The 15,778-nt window shown below is 35.9% G+C and carries 15 protein-coding genes and 1 tRNA gene; 1 reads left to right on the forward strand and 15 read right to left on the reverse strand.

Annotated features, from left to right (window positions below):
* Nucleotides 1–249: 249 nt before the first annotated feature.
* The 12 genes from I2E70_RS04220 to ychF form a co-directional block, all read right to left on the reverse strand.
* Nucleotides 250–729, reverse strand: coding sequence for a sigma-70 family RNA polymerase sigma factor (locus I2E70_RS04220; protein WP_003009261.1), 480 nt, complete (start codon nucleotides 727–729; stop codon nucleotides 250–252).
* Between the two features lie 154 nt (nucleotides 730–883).
* Nucleotides 884–955, reverse strand: a tRNA-Glu gene (locus I2E70_RS04225).
* Between the two features lie 91 nt (nucleotides 956–1,046).
* Nucleotides 1,047–3,020, reverse strand: coding sequence for an ATP-dependent zinc metalloprotease FtsH (ftsH, locus tag I2E70_RS04230; protein WP_195423591.1), 1,974 nt, complete (start codon nucleotides 3,018–3,020; stop codon nucleotides 1,047–1,049).
* Between the two features lie 10 nt (nucleotides 3,021–3,030).
* Nucleotides 3,031–3,573 carry a hypoxanthine phosphoribosyltransferase gene (gene hpt / locus I2E70_RS04235; protein ID WP_003018402.1) on the reverse strand — a complete coding sequence of 181 codons (543 nt, stop codon included), beginning with the start codon at nucleotides 3,571–3,573 and terminating at the stop codon, nucleotides 3,031–3,033.
* Nucleotides 3,574–3,577: 4 nt separating this feature from the next.
* Complete coding sequence (gene tilS, locus I2E70_RS04240; protein WP_195423593.1) at nucleotides 3,578–4,852, reverse strand: tRNA lysidine(34) synthetase TilS; 1,275 nt, start codon at nucleotides 4,850–4,852, stop codon at nucleotides 3,578–3,580.
* Complete coding sequence (locus I2E70_RS04245; protein ID WP_416385330.1) at nucleotides 4,852–6,117, reverse strand: serine hydrolase; 1,266 nt, start codon at nucleotides 6,115–6,117, stop codon at nucleotides 4,852–4,854. The genes tilS and I2E70_RS04245 overlap by 1 nt, the downstream gene beginning before the upstream one ends.
* Nucleotides 6,110–6,238: an SP_0009 family protein gene (locus I2E70_RS10640; RefSeq protein ID WP_003009253.1), complete on the reverse strand. Its 129-nt coding sequence runs from the start codon at nucleotides 6,236–6,238 to the stop codon at nucleotides 6,110–6,112. The genes I2E70_RS04245 and I2E70_RS10640 overlap by 8 nt, the downstream gene beginning before the upstream one ends.
* 3 nt (nucleotides 6,239–6,241) lie before the next feature.
* Nucleotides 6,242–6,610 (reverse strand): FtsB family cell division protein, encoded by a 369-nt coding sequence (locus tag I2E70_RS04250; RefSeq protein ID WP_003009251.1) that lies wholly within the window; start codon nucleotides 6,608–6,610, stop codon nucleotides 6,242–6,244.
* Entirely contained in the window at nucleotides 6,603–6,869 is a 267-nt protein-coding gene (locus tag I2E70_RS04255; protein ID WP_003002258.1) for an RNA-binding S4 domain-containing protein, read from the reverse strand. Before I2E70_RS04255 ends, I2E70_RS04250 begins: the two co-directional genes overlap by 8 nt.
* A gap of 68 nt (nucleotides 6,870–6,937) precedes the next feature.
* Nucleotides 6,938–10,432 carry a transcription-repair coupling factor gene (mfd, locus tag I2E70_RS04260; protein WP_195423597.1) on the reverse strand — a complete coding sequence of 1,165 codons (3,495 nt, stop codon included), beginning with the start codon at nucleotides 10,430–10,432 and terminating at the stop codon, nucleotides 6,938–6,940.
* Between the two features lie 4 nt (nucleotides 10,433–10,436).
* Entirely contained in the window at nucleotides 10,437–11,006 is a 570-nt protein-coding gene (gene pth / locus I2E70_RS04265; RefSeq protein ID WP_021154173.1) for an aminoacyl-tRNA hydrolase, read from the reverse strand.
* Between the two features lie 68 nt (nucleotides 11,007–11,074).
* Nucleotides 11,075–12,190 (reverse strand): redox-regulated ATPase YchF, encoded by a 1,116-nt coding sequence (gene ychF / locus I2E70_RS04270; RefSeq protein ID WP_003010773.1) that lies wholly within the window; start codon nucleotides 12,188–12,190, stop codon nucleotides 11,075–11,077.
* A gap of 177 nt (nucleotides 12,191–12,367) precedes the next feature.
* Between ychF and I2E70_RS04275 the strand changes: the two genes are divergently transcribed.
* Nucleotides 12,368–12,865 carry a DUF1307 domain-containing protein gene (locus I2E70_RS04275; RefSeq protein ID WP_037608180.1) on the forward strand — a complete coding sequence of 166 codons (498 nt, stop codon included), beginning with the start codon at nucleotides 12,368–12,370 and terminating at the stop codon, nucleotides 12,863–12,865.
* Between the two features lie 35 nt (nucleotides 12,866–12,900).
* On the opposite strand, the gene I2E70_RS04280 is transcribed toward I2E70_RS04275, so the two are convergent.
* The 3 genes from I2E70_RS04280 to dnaA form a co-directional block, all read right to left on the reverse strand.
* Complete coding sequence (locus tag I2E70_RS04280; protein ID WP_003002008.1) at nucleotides 12,901–13,092, reverse strand: DUF951 domain-containing protein; 192 nt, start codon at nucleotides 13,090–13,092, stop codon at nucleotides 12,901–12,903.
* 12 nt (nucleotides 13,093–13,104) lie between these two features.
* Entirely contained in the window at nucleotides 13,105–14,241 is a 1,137-nt protein-coding gene (gene dnaN / locus I2E70_RS04285) for a DNA polymerase III subunit beta (RefSeq protein WP_021154169.1), read from the reverse strand.
* A 159-nt stretch (nucleotides 14,242–14,400) separates the two neighbouring features.
* Nucleotides 14,401–15,759: a chromosomal replication initiator protein DnaA gene (gene dnaA / locus I2E70_RS04290; RefSeq protein ID WP_129824946.1), complete on the reverse strand. Its 1,359-nt coding sequence runs from the start codon at nucleotides 15,757–15,759 to the stop codon at nucleotides 14,401–14,403.
* Nucleotides 15,760–15,778 lie beyond the last annotated feature (19 nt).

The raw sequence follows: 15,778 nt of genomic DNA on the forward strand, positions 1-15,778 counted from the left end.
ATTAAAATAATTGTTTGTCTTAAACTCATTCTGTCACTGACAGATTTATTGTTTTTTTATTGTTCAGTTACTATAACTTTCGTTATAGCGCCCTGCACATTGGTTCGTCTTGTTCAGTTTTCAAAGGTCTTTGCCGCTCTCGCGCGACAACTATATTAGTATATCATGACCTTTCCTTACTGTCAACACTTTTTCTCAAAAAATTTTATTTTTTTGAAAGTTCATTTATACACTGTCAACTTTTAGTTCTTAAATCGAATTTTTAAAGTCCTTTAAATAGTTCTCTAATTTCTTTTTCATTTTTGTTTTTCCTAGACATCTTCTGTTTGCTAGTAATGCTTCATATTGTTCTTTTTCTTTTACGGTTAATTTTTCTTTAAAACGTTTTAATGCATCTCTCAGAACAACCAGCTCATCTAAATATATTTTTCTTGATGAAATTCTGTGACTAATTTCTCCAATTTCAATATATGGAAGTCTATTTATTTTTCTTTTATCACTTTCCTGTTGTCTTATTTTATCTTTAATATGATTTCTAAATTTTGTTTTGAAATATGTATAAAGTAATTCTTCATTTGTTTCAATTTCAGGATTTTTTTGATAAAGTTCAAAGAGTGTTAGCTGTCCTTCTTGTTCCCAATCATCTTTTTCCCATAATTGAATATAATATTCTTTTTCACATTTTCTTACGATATATTTTACTTTTTGATACATTTTATTAAATTCCATAAGCTCTCCTTTACTTTTATCTGTATTTTATAAAAATAAAGAAGCCCATTGGACTTTTTTTCTATTCTGCACGTTTTTTTAACTATTTGGTTATTATTTTTAACTATTTTTTCCAAATACACAAAAAAACTGCCACTTGGTGACAGTTTATCGATAGTCCGTACGGGATTCGAACCCGTGTTACCGCCGTGAAAAGGCGGTGTCTTAACCCCTTGACCAACGGACCATTTTTACAACATATTCTATTATACAGAATATTTTAACTCTGTCAACACTTTTTTAATAAAAAAAGAAGGAAATATTTTCCTTCTTTTGAATTAGTTGTTTTCTTCTAATTTTGACTTAATCTCATCATATGATAGAGGTTTTGCTTCTTCTTCTAATTCATGCTCTGAATTTTCAGGCATTTTTCCTGTTTCATATAATGATTTAATTTGAACACTATCCAAGGTTTCATATTTTAATAGAGCTTCCGCAATTAATTTATGCGTTTCTCTATTTCCTTGAATAATTTCTGCCGCTTTATTACGGGCTTCATTCAACAGACTACGAACTTCTTCATCAATTTCGTAAGCTGTTCGTTCTGAAATCATTTTTTGTGGACTTTGAGCACCAAACATTGCATGATTTCCTTCATATTGGACCGGTCCAAGTTTTTCACTCATACCATATTCTGTCACCATTGCACGCGCCATTTGGGTAGCTTGTTCAAAGTCATTTGAAGCACCCGTTGTTTGCGAATTGAAAATAATTTCTTCGGCAACACGTCCTCCCATGAGCCCAGCTAATTGTTCTTTCATATCTTCTTTAGAAAGTAACATTTGATCTTCTTTAGGAAGGGCAATCATGTAACCGCCTGCACGACCACGTGGAACAATCGTAACTTTATGAACTACACGAGCATTTGATAAGACCAGACCAACGATTGTATGACCAGCTTCGTGATAAGCAACCATTTCACGTTCTTTTTGTGAAATCGTCCGATCTTTCTTAGATGGACCTGCAATAACACGATCTTCTGCTTCATCGATATCAGCAGCATCAATTACTTTTTTATTTCGACGAGCTGCAACCAAGGCTGCTTCGTTCAAAACATTTTCGAGATCAGCACCGACAAATCCTGGTGTTTGTTGAGCAACCAATTTCAAGTCCACATCTTGAGCAAGTGGCTTATTCTTAGCATGAACACGAAGAATTGCCTCACGACCTTTCACATCTGGACGTCCAACCAATACTTTACGGTCAAAACGGCCAGGACGAAGAAGGGCAGGGTCAAGGACATCAGAACGGTTAGTTGCTGCGATAACAATGATTCCTTCGTTACCTTCAAAACCATCCATCTCAATCAAGAGCTGGTTGAGGGTTTGTTCACGTTCATCATTTCCACCACCAAGACCTACACCACGTTGGCGCCCAACAGCATCAATTTCATCGATAAAGATAATGGCTGGAGCTGCTTTTTTAGCATCTTCAAAAAGTGAACGAACCCGGCTAGCACCGACTCCGACAAACATTTCAACGAAGTCAGAACCAGAGATACTGAAGAATGGCACTCCAGCTTCACCAGCTACTGCTTTTGCTAAAAGGGTTTTACCAGTTCCGGGAGGGCCTTCAAGAAGCACACCTGCTGGGATTCTTGCACCCAATTTAGTAAAGCGTTTTGGATCTTTTAAAAATTCAACAACTTCAACAAGTTCTTGTTTTTCTTCTTCAGCTCCTGCTACATCTGAAAAACGAACTTTAATATCTTCTTTATTAGCAGCGCGGGCTTTATTACGACCAAAGTTCATTGCACCTCTGGCACCTCCGCCACCGCCTTGGTTCATCATTGAGAAGAAGAAGAACATGACGATAACAAATGGAACAATTGAAGTGAGAATTGTTATCCACATGCCACTTGAGCTCTCACGCTTGATGATGATTTCTGCTTTGTGGTCAGCTGCTAATTTTTGTAATTCATTGACGGTGATATCAGATGGAAGGATGACACTAGTAAAGCGAGATACTTTTTGAACACTTGGGGTAAAAAATTGAATTCCTGTATCATCTTTTGATTCTTTAGCTTTATTATAGGTCCCTGCAATTTCAATCACACTACCATTTGGTTGGTAACTGATCGTTTTTACATTGTCATTTTTAATTTCTTTGACCAATTCTGTGTAGTTGATTTGCTGACTTTGACCAACTCCATTACCCGCAAAAAAGTACTGGAACCCTGTCACAGCCGCTACAATAATCAACAAATACAGAAATGGATTTCGGACAAAACCGTTATTTTTTCTGTTATTCATCTATTCTCCTCTATTTTGAGTACACTTCCTCTTTTAATACACCAACATAGGGTAGGTTACGATAATTTTCATCATAGTCTAAACCATATCCTACAACAAACTCATTTGGAATCGTAAAGCAGGTGTAATCTGCTTCAATCTCAACCAAACGTCCTTCAGGTTTATCCAGTAAGGTAGCAATCTTCACAGATGCTGCATTTCGTTCTTCAAAGAGTTCTTTTAGACTCTTGAGGGTTTTACCTGTATCGATAATATCTTCTACAAATAAAATATCTCTACCAGTAATATCTTGGTCGATATCCTTGATAATATTAATAATACCTGAGCTTGCCGTACCACCATGATAACTTGAAACCAGCATAAAATCCAATTCAATATGTGTATCCACGTGGTTGATCAACTCTGCCATAAATGGAACAGAGCCTTTCAAAATTCCAACAAAAATTGGATTTTTCCCTTGGTACTCTTTTGTTAGGGTTTCACCCAATTTCTTTGCTGCTTCTACAATTTCATCATGTGAAACCAATACTTTTTTTATATCTTTTTCTAACATGTTTTTACCTATCTATTTTTTGAATATAAAGACTATCTTTCATTATACCACTTTTTGAGAGCTTACTCAAATCACTCGTTACCAATCCCACTACAGAAAGAATATTATGATTCTGTTCTATAATGAGAGCTTTTTGTCGAAGCGAAATTGGAATTTTATGGTTGATAAACCACCGTCTTAATTTTTGATGGTGGCCATTAACAAGCAGGTGATCTCCTTCCTTTCTCCCTCTAATTAAGATGGGAGTTTCGCGTGAAACAGAAAGAATTTCTACATTTTCCCCTACTAATGGTTGTCCAAAAGATAGTTTATAATTTGCAATATCAAAGATATTCCCAAATTCTAACAAAAAAGGAAGGGGTTGGTCATCCGACTTTTGACTGATTTTTCGTATTTCAAAGAAATCATATTCTTGATGTAGTTCATAATTCGACTTTAAATAATGAATGCAATTTCTTTTTTTTCGCAGTAAATCTAATAATTCTTGAAACTGGGCCCTACCAAGTTGCAAATCTGGAAATTGTGCCAAATACTCTTCTAATAAGAATGATTGTACAGAATGAGAATACGTTCTAAAAGAAGCTAAATCTTGAATGCTTAACTTGCTAGTCAATTCTTTTAGTGCTTGGTGCCAATGATTCACTTCCTCTGCTAAATAGCGAAGACTTGCTTGCATTTGGGGATTTTCTTTTTCAAATTCTGGAAGGTATTGATGGCGTACACGATTTCGAAAATAGTCCTGTGAGTCATTGCTACTGTCTTCAAAGTGAGGGATTTTCATCAACTCATCTTTGGTAAAAGTTAACAAAGGACGAATTAACTCACCCTTGCCAAATGGTTGGCGTACAGGAATGCCACTTAAATAGCGTAATTTTGTTCCTCGTACCAAGCGCATGAAAGTTGTTTCAGCCTGATCGTTTGCATGATGACCTGTTACTAAAGCGGTGCAATCCTCTTTTTCCATAATCTGTTTAAAAAAATCATAACGAAAGGTACGAGCTTTTGCTTCTGTAAAATCACCCAAATAGTGAGCCACATAGATACGTGTATCTCGCCTATCAGCTAGCGTTCGAAGTTCACTTTCTTCTAAATCTGATTCTGGTCTTTGTCCATGATTGACATGAGCGAGTACCAGATGGATTTTCAATCGTTCTTTATTCTTATATAAAAGTTCATACAGATTCATTGAATCCAATCCACCAGATAAGGCAACCAAAACACGGCGATGGGGAGTAAATAGATCTTGTTTTTCACAAAACTCTAAAAATCGCTTTTCCATTATTTCAATACCTCATAGATATCTTTTGAAATGTTGGAAATCGTATCATAATTCGAATGATCTGTAAAAATGGCTATTACATAGGGTGAATTTGTATATACAATCGCAACATCATGTCTAAAATCATAGGCATCTCCAATTTTATGAGCAACTTTTACTGGAAGGTCACGCGCAATCCGTTGATCGTCATATTTTGTAGAGGAGAGTGCATCAATAATAGGGCCATTTTGTTGATAGACAGCCTCCATGACATTGCCAGCCATTTCAGCGGATGCTTCTCTTTTTTCAACATCCCAATGTTTCTTTGCAATTTTATCCAAAGTTTTTTGGAAGTCTTGATCTGATTGATGAGTGACATAATAATTCAAGATATTATGTCCAACATTATCTGATTCTTTTGCAATCTTATCTACCAACTCTTGAACACTATATTCTTTTCCATCTGGTGTTTTTGAAAGGCTACCACTTCCTTCTGGTTCATAGCCACCTTTGAAATCATTGACTTCTGGAATATATTTGTAGGTTGTAGTTGGAGAAATGGCTTTTTTATTGAGCTGTTCTTGGACGTAGTACAAGTATGGTAATTTCGTTACACTGGCAGAATACATTTCTTTTTGCGGATTGATTCCAGCAGTATTTCCAGTCTCTAATTGTTTTACATAGATTCCATATGAAGGAGAATTGTATTTACTATTTAACAAGTCCTGAACTTTTTCCATTCGATTATCTTTTTCAGTAACGAATGATTTGTTCACCCAGCCCTGACCTTCAATCTCCACAAACTCATCTCGTAAAGTCTTAGCTGTACGTAAGACTGTCACTTTTGTATAAGGAGAAAGAGATGTATTTTTTTCCTTTGCACCATTTATTAAGGGTCGGTCGTACACTTTAAAACCAGGTTTTAGCCACATGTCTTGTTTTTTTTCTTGTGTTTCTTGTACAACATCAGAAAAAATGACAGAAGAATCTGCTAATACATATCCTTTATCTGCTATTTTAAATACAGCTTTCCCTTCATTATTTACAAAGAGTTGTTCGATTGTAAACGGTGTGTTGGGAAGAATTTCTCCTTTTGCTTTTTTCAACTGAGGATCAGAAAAAACAGAAATTTTGTGATAGACATTCGGGTTCGCTGGAATTGAAGAAAAATAAAGTTCTGATGGATGAGCCATTGTCTGAGAAGACTCAGACTGCTCGATACTCGCTGCTTGAGACCCAATAAATAAAATTGGAACTAACAATAGGAGCAGAAATCGTTTAGACACCTGTATTCCTTTCCTTTTCATCCTTTTGAAGTTTGATCATTTGGTTTTTCTTTTTTAATTCCTCTAATTTTTCATCCGAAAATTCAAGAAATTGTTTAACTGTTTGTAAGATATTTTCCATCGGTTATTGGGGAAGTAAATCTGGGATGGTATAAACATATTCACCATCTTTTGAAAAAGAATACTTAGCGCGTGCATATTTTGTTGCATAATCATCGTCTTTTAATTTTTTAGCGATGTCTTGTTGGTATTCTTTTTGTTCACTTGTTTCTTTATACTCTTTTTCCAACTGTTTGTATTGTTCTTTTTTATCTTGTAGCGATTGATAGCTCTGGGCTAAATTATAAGTTGGAAGAATAAACAGTAACATGACCAATATCAAAACGAGCCCCAGAAAACGATTGCGTTTTTTTCTTTCTTCTTCTAAAAAACGTTTTCGCTGACTTTCGTCTTTGATATATTTATTGTTCATTTGAACGATATTTTTAGGCATCTTCTTCTATCCTTGTTTCACTAATTATTTCGTACATTTTGGATGCATCTTCTTTTTTTGTACTATCCAACATTTCCAAGACTTTAACCGTCAATACTTTATTTCCAAAACGAACTTCAATTTGATCATTCACTTTCAAATCCGTTGAACTTTTGGCTAATACTCCATTGACTTTGATTCGCCCTTTATCTGCAACTTCCTTTGCAACAGGGCGACGCTTAATAATGCGAGAAACTTTTAAATATTTATCTAATCTCATACTGTCACCTCTAACATAGTATTGTATCATTTTTTATACATAAAATGCGAAAAATGAGCTAAGAACTGCTAGTTCTCTTCTTTTTCTTGTTTAATTTCCAATAAGGTTTTACCAAATTGCTTCAGAGCTTCTAAAATTTCAAAATCTTTCTTATTTCGAATATCGAAGATCACTTCAATCAATCCCTTTTCTTCTGCAATCTGTGCCTTTAACTGTGTCATTGACAGAGCTTTGAAATAATCCTGTGTTAAAAACAGTTGTTTGGCAATAGATTCAAATTTCACTGTCACTTTTTGTTGTTTTCTTTCAACAAGACGGACAAAGACTTGATCCAAGTAAGCTTTCACTAAACCAATTTCAAGTAGGTAGGCGACAACATCTGGGTATTCTCCAAAACGATCGATCAATTCATCTTGCAAGTATTCATAGTCCGTTGCAGAATTCATTTCACGAATTTGTTTGTAAATTTCAATTTTTTGACGTTGATCTGAAATATATTCATTAGGTAAATATGCATCTATTTGAAGGTTCAACTCTGCATTGCTCTTTTGCCTGCGATGCTCTTGGCCTTGTTTCTTAGCAATAGCTTCTTCTAACAATTGAGAATACATTTCAAAACCAACTGAATCGATGAAACCAGATTGAGAAGCTCCAAGGATATTCCCTGCTCCACGGATTGATAAATCTCGCATAGCAATTTTAAATCCAGAACCCAACTCAGTAAAACCTTTAATAGCTTCTAAACGTTTTTCAGACACTTCTGTAAGAGATTTGTCTGGACGATACATCAAATAAGCATAAGCAATTCGATTGCTTCGTCCCACACGACCTCTTAGTTGATAAAGCGTTGAAAGCCCCATATGATCCGCATTTTCAATAAAGAGTGTATTGGCATTTGGAATATCCACACCTGTCTCAATAATGGTTGTCGTCACTAAGACATCGTATTCGCCATTAATGAAATCCAACAGGGTATTTTCCAGGCGAACTTCACTCATCTGGCCATGAACAAAGCCAATCGAAGCCTCTGGAATCAACTCTTTTAATTCAGACACCTTTTGTTCAATTGTATCTACCTTATTGTAAAGATAATAGGCCTGTCCTCCACGATCCATCTCCCGCAACACAGCATCTCGAATAATGGTTGGATTGGTCTCTAATACAAAAGTTTGCACAGGATACCGATTGGTCGGAGGTGTTTCGATGACAGACAAATCTCGAATTCCTAGCATAGACATATGAAGAGTTCGAGGTATAGGGGTAGCTGTCAAGGTAAGCACATCCACCTTTTTTTTCAATTCTTTCAAGGTTTCTTTGTGCTTCACTCCAAAACGTTGTTCTTCATCAATCACGATTAAGCCTAAGTCTGAAAAAACAACATCTTTGGACAAGAGCCGGTGAGTTCCAATAATAATATCCACTCGTCCTTTTTTCAACTTTTCAAGCGTTTCTTTCTGCTCTGCCTTACTCTGGAAACGACTTAAAACAGCAACCTCTACTGCAAAAGATTCAAAACGCTCCTTAAAATTGGCATAATGTTGTTGGGCAAGAACAGTGGTAGGAACCAACACTGCTACTTGTTTATGATCATTTACTGCCTTAAAGGCTGCTCGCATAGCGACCTCTGTTTTCCCAAAACCGACGTCTCCAACCAGCAATCGGTCCATCGGACGATTCGATTCCATATCTTTTTTAATTTCTTCAATGGAACGTAATTGGTCATCTGTTTCAATATATGGAAAATCTTGTTCAAAAGCCTCTTGGTTTTCATCATCTTGGGAATAGGCAAAGCCTTCTAATTGACTACGCTCCGCATAAAGTTTTATCAAATCATCCGCAATGTCCTCCACCTGGGTCTGAACCTTTTGCTTCGTTTTTTGGAAACGCCCATCATTTAACTTATTAATTTTTGGCGTTTTTCCATCACTTGCAACGTATTTGGACAACATCTGAATCTGATCGACAGGAATCGAGATGCGATCTCCATTTTGATATTGAATTGAAACATAATCACGATGGACACCCGAAATTTCAATCGTTTCAATTCCCAAATATTGACCAATACCATGAACTTGGTGAACAACATAGTCCCCTTTTTCCAGTTCATTATAATTTTTTAGGCGTTCTGCATTGGAAATATTTTGCCTGCGAATCTTTCGTTTGATCTTTTTCTGATAAATCTCTGATTCTGTAATATAGACAATTTTTTCATCAACAAATTGAAAACCGTGAGCTAATCCTCCAACGACTAATTGACTAGCTTGAGGAATGATCGTATCCCCATCAATATAATCTAATCGAATCCCATACTCTTCTAAATTTTTATGGAGCTGTTGAAGATTGTGATGAGAAGTTGCTTGGACAATAACAGTATAGTTTGATTTTCGATACCGTTCAATTTCCTCTTTTAGTAAATCAAATTGTCCAAAAAACTCCTGCATGGGATATTGATTGAATTGATACAAATGATCAAACTTCAGATTTCCCAATCCTTTTTGAAAGTTTGAAAAATAAGTTGCAGGCGTATATTTTCGTAATGTTGTACTGGTGTCTGCAAAATACACTTGGCGAGAAGAAGCTCTATTTTTATGTAAATCTTCCGTCAAGAGATTAGCTGTATCTAATTCAAATCTCGCTATTTGATCTGCTATTTTTTGATAATCATCCAGAAAGACTGGAGTGTGTTTAGGGAGATAATCGAATAGGGTATATTGCTTCTCGTAAAAGAAACTGATAAATTTTCTAAGATCCGGATGGAGTTTCCTTTGAGAAATATCTCCCAGAATTTCTGCTAGATAAGATTTAAATTCTTCATTTGCACTCTGTTCTTGCAATTGTTCTATTTGCTGCTGAGCACGTATAAAATCTTCCTCTTGCAACAATAGATCACTCACTGCCTTCAGTTGAACTTCTTCAACATTTTCAACAGAACGCTGACTTTCTGGGTCAAAGATTCGGATTCCATCAATCTCATCTCCGAAAAATTCAATCCGATAGGGTTGGAGTTGGTCGATCTCAAAGATATCTAAAATATCTCCTCGTAGACTAAACTCTCCCTGTTGCAAAACTTGGCTCACCTTTTGGTAGCCAATTTTCTGTAATGTTTCACTCAGAGTAGTTAAGTCTATTTCTTGACCAACCTTCAATTGAAAAATGCTAGATGCAAAAACTTTAGGAGAAGGTAATAGTAGTTTTATACCACTCACATTGGTCACAAGGATGCCTTGACGATCTTCTTGGCATAAAAAGTTCAAAGCCTCTAATCGTGCAAATTGCCTTTCTTGTGAAGCAAAAACAAATTCTGCTAAAGGGTTATCATCTCCCAAAAATGTATGGACTTTCTCTTCTCCAAGTAAGGCAATAAAATCACTGGCCAATCGTTCTGCTTCGTTATAACTGGAAGTGATGAGGACTGCTTTTTCAATAGAATCAAAGGCTGAAGCCATTACAATAGCCTTTGTGGTCGCAGATAATCCTAAGATCAATTCCCTATTATTTTTTTGCAAACCTTGTTGCCAGGATAGAAGGTTGGAGTTTTGACTCACTAAATCAATTACATTCATCTACTTACCCGTTGTATTTCTGCATGCTTCTTTCAAAATTTTCTTCTACCAAGTAATCGTTAACCGCTTCTTCTACTCGATCGATTGTTTGTAGAATAGTGATGTAATCGCCTTTATCAAATTTTCCTAATACATGATGAACAACTGACATGCCCTGCTTAGGTCTTCCAATTCCAATCTTAATTCGATAAAAAGTCTGAGTTCCAATATGATTGATAATCGATTTGATTCCGTTATGACCTCCAGCTGATCCTTTCGCTCGAAGACGAATCTTACCAACTTCCATATCTAAATCATCGTAAATAACCAAAAGATCTTCAATATCCAGACCATAATAAGTCAGAAGGGCATGGACTGCTTTTCCACTCTCATTCATGAAAGTGGTCGGCTTTACAAAATAGACCTTTTCTCCATTCAAAAATGTTGAGGCGATATCAGCTTGAAAAATCTTATCATGGGAGAAAGTAAGATTTAAAGACTTTGCCATTTGATCAACTAACATAAAGCCTACATTGTGTTTCGTTTCAAAATACTTATCACCTGGATTTCCCAATCCAACAATTAATTTCGTCATCTCTTTCCTTTCAAAACACTAAAAGGGTTGGAAATATTTTTTCCAACCTTTACATTTTTTTAACTATCTTATACATTAAAACGGAATTCCATGATGTCCCCGTCTTGGACAACATATTCTTTTCCTTCTTCGCGCAAGCGTCCTGCTTCTTTTACAGCCTTTTCAGAACCGTATTTAACTAAATCATCATAGGACATGGTCACGGCACGAATAAATCCTTTTTCAAAATCAGAGTGGATGATTCCAGCAGCTTGAGGAGCTTTCATACCACGTTTGAAGGTCCAAGCACGCACTTCTTTTTCACCAGCTGTGAAATAAGTGCCAAGTCCCAACAAGTGGTAAGCTGCACGCGTGAGTTTATCAACTCCAGACTCTGTTAGGCCAATTGCCTCTAAAAATTCTTGTTTATCTGCATCATCTAGCTCAGAAATTTCTTCCTCAGCACGCGCAGAAATCACCACGACTTCCGCATTCTCTGTTGCCGCAAAGTCACGAATTTGCTTCACATACTCGATAGAATCTGGATCTGCAACAACATCTTCATCCACATTGGCTACATAAAGAACTGGTTTGGTAGTCAAAAGGAAAAGTCCTTTCACCACTTTTTGTTCTTCCTCCGTGAATTCAATGGTCCGAGCTGATTTACCATCTTCAAGAACTGGTTTGATTTTTTGTAGAACATTAAATTCTGCAACAGAATCCTTATCTTTTTGTGTACGAGCGATTTTTTCTACACGCGCATAGCGTTTATTGACAGACTCTAAGTCGGCTAAAATTAATTCTAAATTGATGGTATCAATATCTGCTAGTGGATCAACAAAGGCATCTTCACGACCTTGCTCCCGCATGACATTTTCATCATCAAAAGCACGCACTACATGGACAATGGCATCTACTTCACGGATGTTGGCTAAGAATTTATTACCAAGTCCTTCCCCTTTAGAAGCTCCTTTCACAATCCCAGCAATATCTGTAAATTCAAAAGTAGTCGGAACTGTCTTCTTAGGAGTAATCATTTCCGTCAATTTTTGGAGGCGTTCATCTGGAACTTCTACCATCCCGACGTTTGGATCAATGGTCGCAAAGGGATAGTTTGCGGCCTCTGCTCCTGCTTTTGTAATTGCGTTAAATAGGGTTGATTTACCAACGTTTGGTAAGCCAACGATACCTGCTGTTAATGCCATTTTTCTTTTTCTCCGTTCAAATTTCAATCTCTTTTATTATAACATAATTCAAAAGACAAGTGATGAAAAATGAAATATTTCATCACCTTTGAAACTAGATTTTTTCATCAAACTGTAACGTTCTAAGAAGATAAATATGGTATACTCTATTTAACAATGAACAAAGGAGTTTTTCAGATGAAAAAACAAACATGGAAATCTATTTTTCTTTCTTTAATCGCTATCTTTACTCTCTTTCTTCTTGGAGCTTGTGGACAACAATCTGTTCAAAAATCCTATCTTCAGGCAATCAACCAAGAAAAGAAAACAGATGTTCGTATTACACTAGAACATAAAGGTGATAAAGCGATCAGTAACCAAACCACCACTACTATTTATTACAAAGAGGCGGGAGTTACGAAAGATCAATTAAAGGAAATGATCGATAAATATGATGAAGAATACAAAGATGTCAAAGGATTCACACATTCTGCTGAATACAAAGATGATTATATGGTTGAAAAAACAACTCTAAATTATGAAAAGGCAGACTTAGATCAACTAATTGAAAAGAAATTAGTAACAACACAAAAAGATAAAAAAGTCGACTATATCAGCTTCAAATCAACTTTTGATATGATGAAACAAAGTGGTTTCAAAGAAGTTAAAAATGGAAAATTTGAAGAATTAAAATAATCGAAAAGGTTCGGTCACATAAGTGACTGAACCTTTTATAGTACTTTCTTCATTTTCTGTTCAAAATCATGGCGACTCATCATGACCACATGATCACAATTGCTACACTTGATTTTTATGTCTGCACCAAGTCGCGTAATTTCCCAACGATTTGCCTTCTTGCCTGTTTCTTTAATCACACAAGCGTGAGGCTTTTTCATTTCTACAAAATCACCTAACGTATACATGATTCACCTTTGTTAATTTGTGCGAACTGGCGTAATCAATTGAATGAACCCTTGTTCATTTCCTTCTGGAACCAATGTAAACGGTCTAACAGAAGAAATAAAACGAATAACAACTTGTTCACTGTCAATAGCTTTGAGCGCTTCAATCAAATAAGTTGGATTAAAGCTAATAGACAAATCCTCTCCTGAAACGGCGCTCGTATCGATCTCTTCATTTACTCGCCCAACTTCTGGTGAATGAACGTGGGAAGAAACCACTCCATTTTTGAACTCTAATTTAACCGTTCCGTTTTGAGTCGCATTTGAAAGAAGACGAGCACGCTCCATTGCAAATCGAAGGTTGGCCACATTGAAGGTTGCCTCTGTATTGAATTCTGTTGGAATGAGACGGTCTGTATCAGGATAATTTCCTTCTAGCAAACGGGTATAGAAACTAATGTGTTCACTTCTAAAGAGAATTTGATTGTTTGCAAAGAAAACTTCAACTGTTTCAATATCATCAGAAAAGACAGAGGTGAATTCACGAAGAGAGCGACTTGGGATGACAACATCAAAGTTGTCTCCATTTTTCTCCAGTGTAATCACTTTTTGACTCATACGGTGAGAGTCTGTTGCTACTGTTTTTAGCTCTTTATTATCTGATAAAACAAAGTGAACACCAGTCAAAATTGGACGACTTTCTTGTACACTTGCTGCAAATGCTGTTTCATTAATTAATTGTTTTAATAATTTTGTTTCCAAAACTAATGGATTACTTGCAGCAATTTCTTGAATACGTGGATATTGATCTGCATCTTTTCCTTTAAGTGTAATTTCTGATTTTCCACTTGTTAAAAGAACCTGTTTTTGTTCAATCTCTTTAAAATCTAAAGTAACATCTGGTAAACTTGAAACCACATTAATAAAGAAAGTTGCTTCTAATAAGATAGAACCTGGAGAGGTCACTAGTAAACCAGCATTTTCATCTTTGATAGAAATAAAGTTTTCAATTGAAATTTGGCCATTCGATCCAGATAAGGCAACTCCTTCTGGAGTGACATCAATTTTAATCGTGGAAAGGATTGGAATAGCATTTTTTGAACTGATCGCTCTTTTGGTAGTATTTAGTGCTTGTAAAAATAAAGTTTTGTTAATAGAAAAATTTATCATGGTCATTCCTTTTATTTATTTTATGATTAGTAAGTTAATAGTAATAGTAGGTTGTGTGGAAGTTGTGGAAAACTCTCAGAATCCTATCTATGACTTAAAAAGTTACTTGTTTAAAAATTGTGCATAACCCCTAGAAGTTTAGAGGAAGTTATCCACAGATTAATTTAACTTTTTCTTGATACTTTGAATTTCGAGTCGTAGATTATCATCTGTGTCGACCATACTTTTAATTTTTTCATAAGCATGAATGACAGTCGTGTGGTCTTTTCCACCGAATTCTTTTCCGATTCGAGGAAGTGAGTTGTCCGTCATCTCTCTTGAAAGATACATGGCCACTTGTCGTGCTAGGACAATATTCTGAACTCTTCGAGAACCTTTGATTTCTTTTACACTGACTCCATAAAAGGCTCCAACTGCTTCCTGAATTTTTTCTATGGGGATGACAAGCGTCTTGCTATTATCGTTTTTACGAGCTCGAATAGCTTCAGCTGCAACATCGATCGTAATTTCTTTTAGTTTTTTCACCTTCGCCATTAAAGAAATATCATTTAAGGCACCTTCTAAGTCTCGGACATTTGAATCAAACTGACCAGCTAGATATTCTAGTGTGTCATTAGGAAAAATATAATCTAGATCTTCAATTTTATTTCGTAAGATGGCAATCCGAGTTTCAAAATCAGGTGGTGTTATATTTTGCGTTAGTCCCCATTTGAAACGAGTAACCAGCCGCTCTTCAAGACTATCTAAATGATCCGGACTTCGATCGCTTGTTAGAACAATCTGCTTGTTGTCGCTATGGAGAGCATTAAAGGTATTAAAGAATTCCTCTTGAGTCGTGACTTTTTTCCCACCGAGTGACTGGATATCATCAATCAGTAAGAGATCAAGACTTCGATAGGTATTCTTGAACGTCTTCATTTCTCCTAATCGAAGATGTTCTAAAAATTCATTAATAAAGGTTTCTGCTGGAACATACTTAACCCGTGCATTTGGAATATTTTCTAGGATTTGATTTCCAATTGCGTTCAATAGGTGAGTCTTTCCAAGCCCTGGTCCACCATAGATAAAGAGAGGGTTGTAAGTTGTTGCAAGATTTTCAGAAACTGCAAGCGCTGCTGCTTTCGCCCAAATATTTCCATCCCCTTGCACAAAATTATCAAAGGTGTACTTTGATTTCAGACCTGTATCAATTTTAGGTAACGGTTCGGTTGTTAAGCTACCTGAAGATAATCTCCTATTCTCACCGCTATGATTGCTAGGAATTTCTTCGGTATCTTCAAAAACGAAATGGAACTTCAAATCTGTATTGTAGACTTCAAAGCTGGCTGTGATCAAAGCATTTTTTAGATTTGTTTCCCAAAATAATTCTTTATAATTTCCATCAAGATAAATGGTAGCCGTTTCTCCATCTATTTTGACTAATTTTGAATCGGCGACAAAAAAATCATAGGCACTATCTTTTAGTTGTAATTGGGCTAATTCTAAAAAACGAGACCAAAATTGCTCTTCTTGTGACACTATTAGACTTCCCTCCTTT

This window comes from Streptococcus parasanguinis (genome assembly GCF_015556095.1).
GTDB classification, from domain to species: domain Bacteria; phylum Bacillota; class Bacilli; order Lactobacillales; family Streptococcaceae; genus Streptococcus; species Streptococcus parasanguinis_Q.

Bases quoted from the DNA above. Each gene is read 5' to 3' on its own strand.
- pth (WP_021154173.1), bottom strand. From the start codon at position 11,006: ATGACGAAATTAATTGTTGGATTGGGAAATCCAGGTGATAAGTATTTT.
- ftsH (WP_195423591.1), bottom strand. From the start codon at position 3,020: ATGAATAACAGAAAAAATAACGGTTTTGTCCGAAATCCATTTCTGTAT.
- ychF (WP_003010773.1), bottom strand. From the start codon at position 12,190: ATGGCATTAACAGCAGGTATCGTTGGCTTACCAAACGTTGGTAAATCA.
- I2E70_RS10640 (WP_003009253.1), bottom strand. From the start codon at position 6,238: ATGGAAAATATCTTACAAACAGTTAAACAATTTCTTGAATTTTCGGAT.
- I2E70_RS04255 (WP_003002258.1), bottom strand. From the start codon at position 6,869: ATGAGATTAGATAAATATTTAAAAGTTTCTCGCATTATTAAGCGTCGC.
- I2E70_RS04250 (WP_003009251.1), bottom strand. From the start codon at position 6,610: ATGCCTAAAAATATCGTTCAAATGAACAATAAATATATCAAAGACGAA.
- I2E70_RS04220 (WP_003009261.1), bottom strand. From the start codon at position 729: ATGGAATTTAATAAAATGTATCAAAAAGTAAAATATATCGTAAGAAAA.
- dnaN (WP_021154169.1), bottom strand. From the start codon at position 14,241: ATGATAAATTTTTCTATTAACAAAACTTTATTTTTACAAGCACTAAAT.
- I2E70_RS04275 (WP_037608180.1), top strand. From the start codon at position 12,368: ATGAAAAAACAAACATGGAAATCTATTTTTCTTTCTTTAATCGCTATC.
- hpt (WP_003018402.1), bottom strand. From the start codon at position 3,573: ATGTTAGAAAAAGATATAAAAAAAGTATTGGTTTCACATGATGAAATT.
- mfd (WP_195423597.1), bottom strand. From the start codon at position 10,432: ATGAATGTAATTGATTTAGTGAGTCAAAACTCCAACCTTCTATCCTGG.
- I2E70_RS04280 (WP_003002008.1), bottom strand. From the start codon at position 13,092: ATGTATACGTTAGGTGATTTTGTAGAAATGAAAAAGCCTCACGCTTGT.
- tilS (WP_195423593.1), bottom strand. From the start codon at position 4,852: ATGGAAAAGCGATTTTTAGAGTTTTGTGAAAAACAAGATCTATTTACT.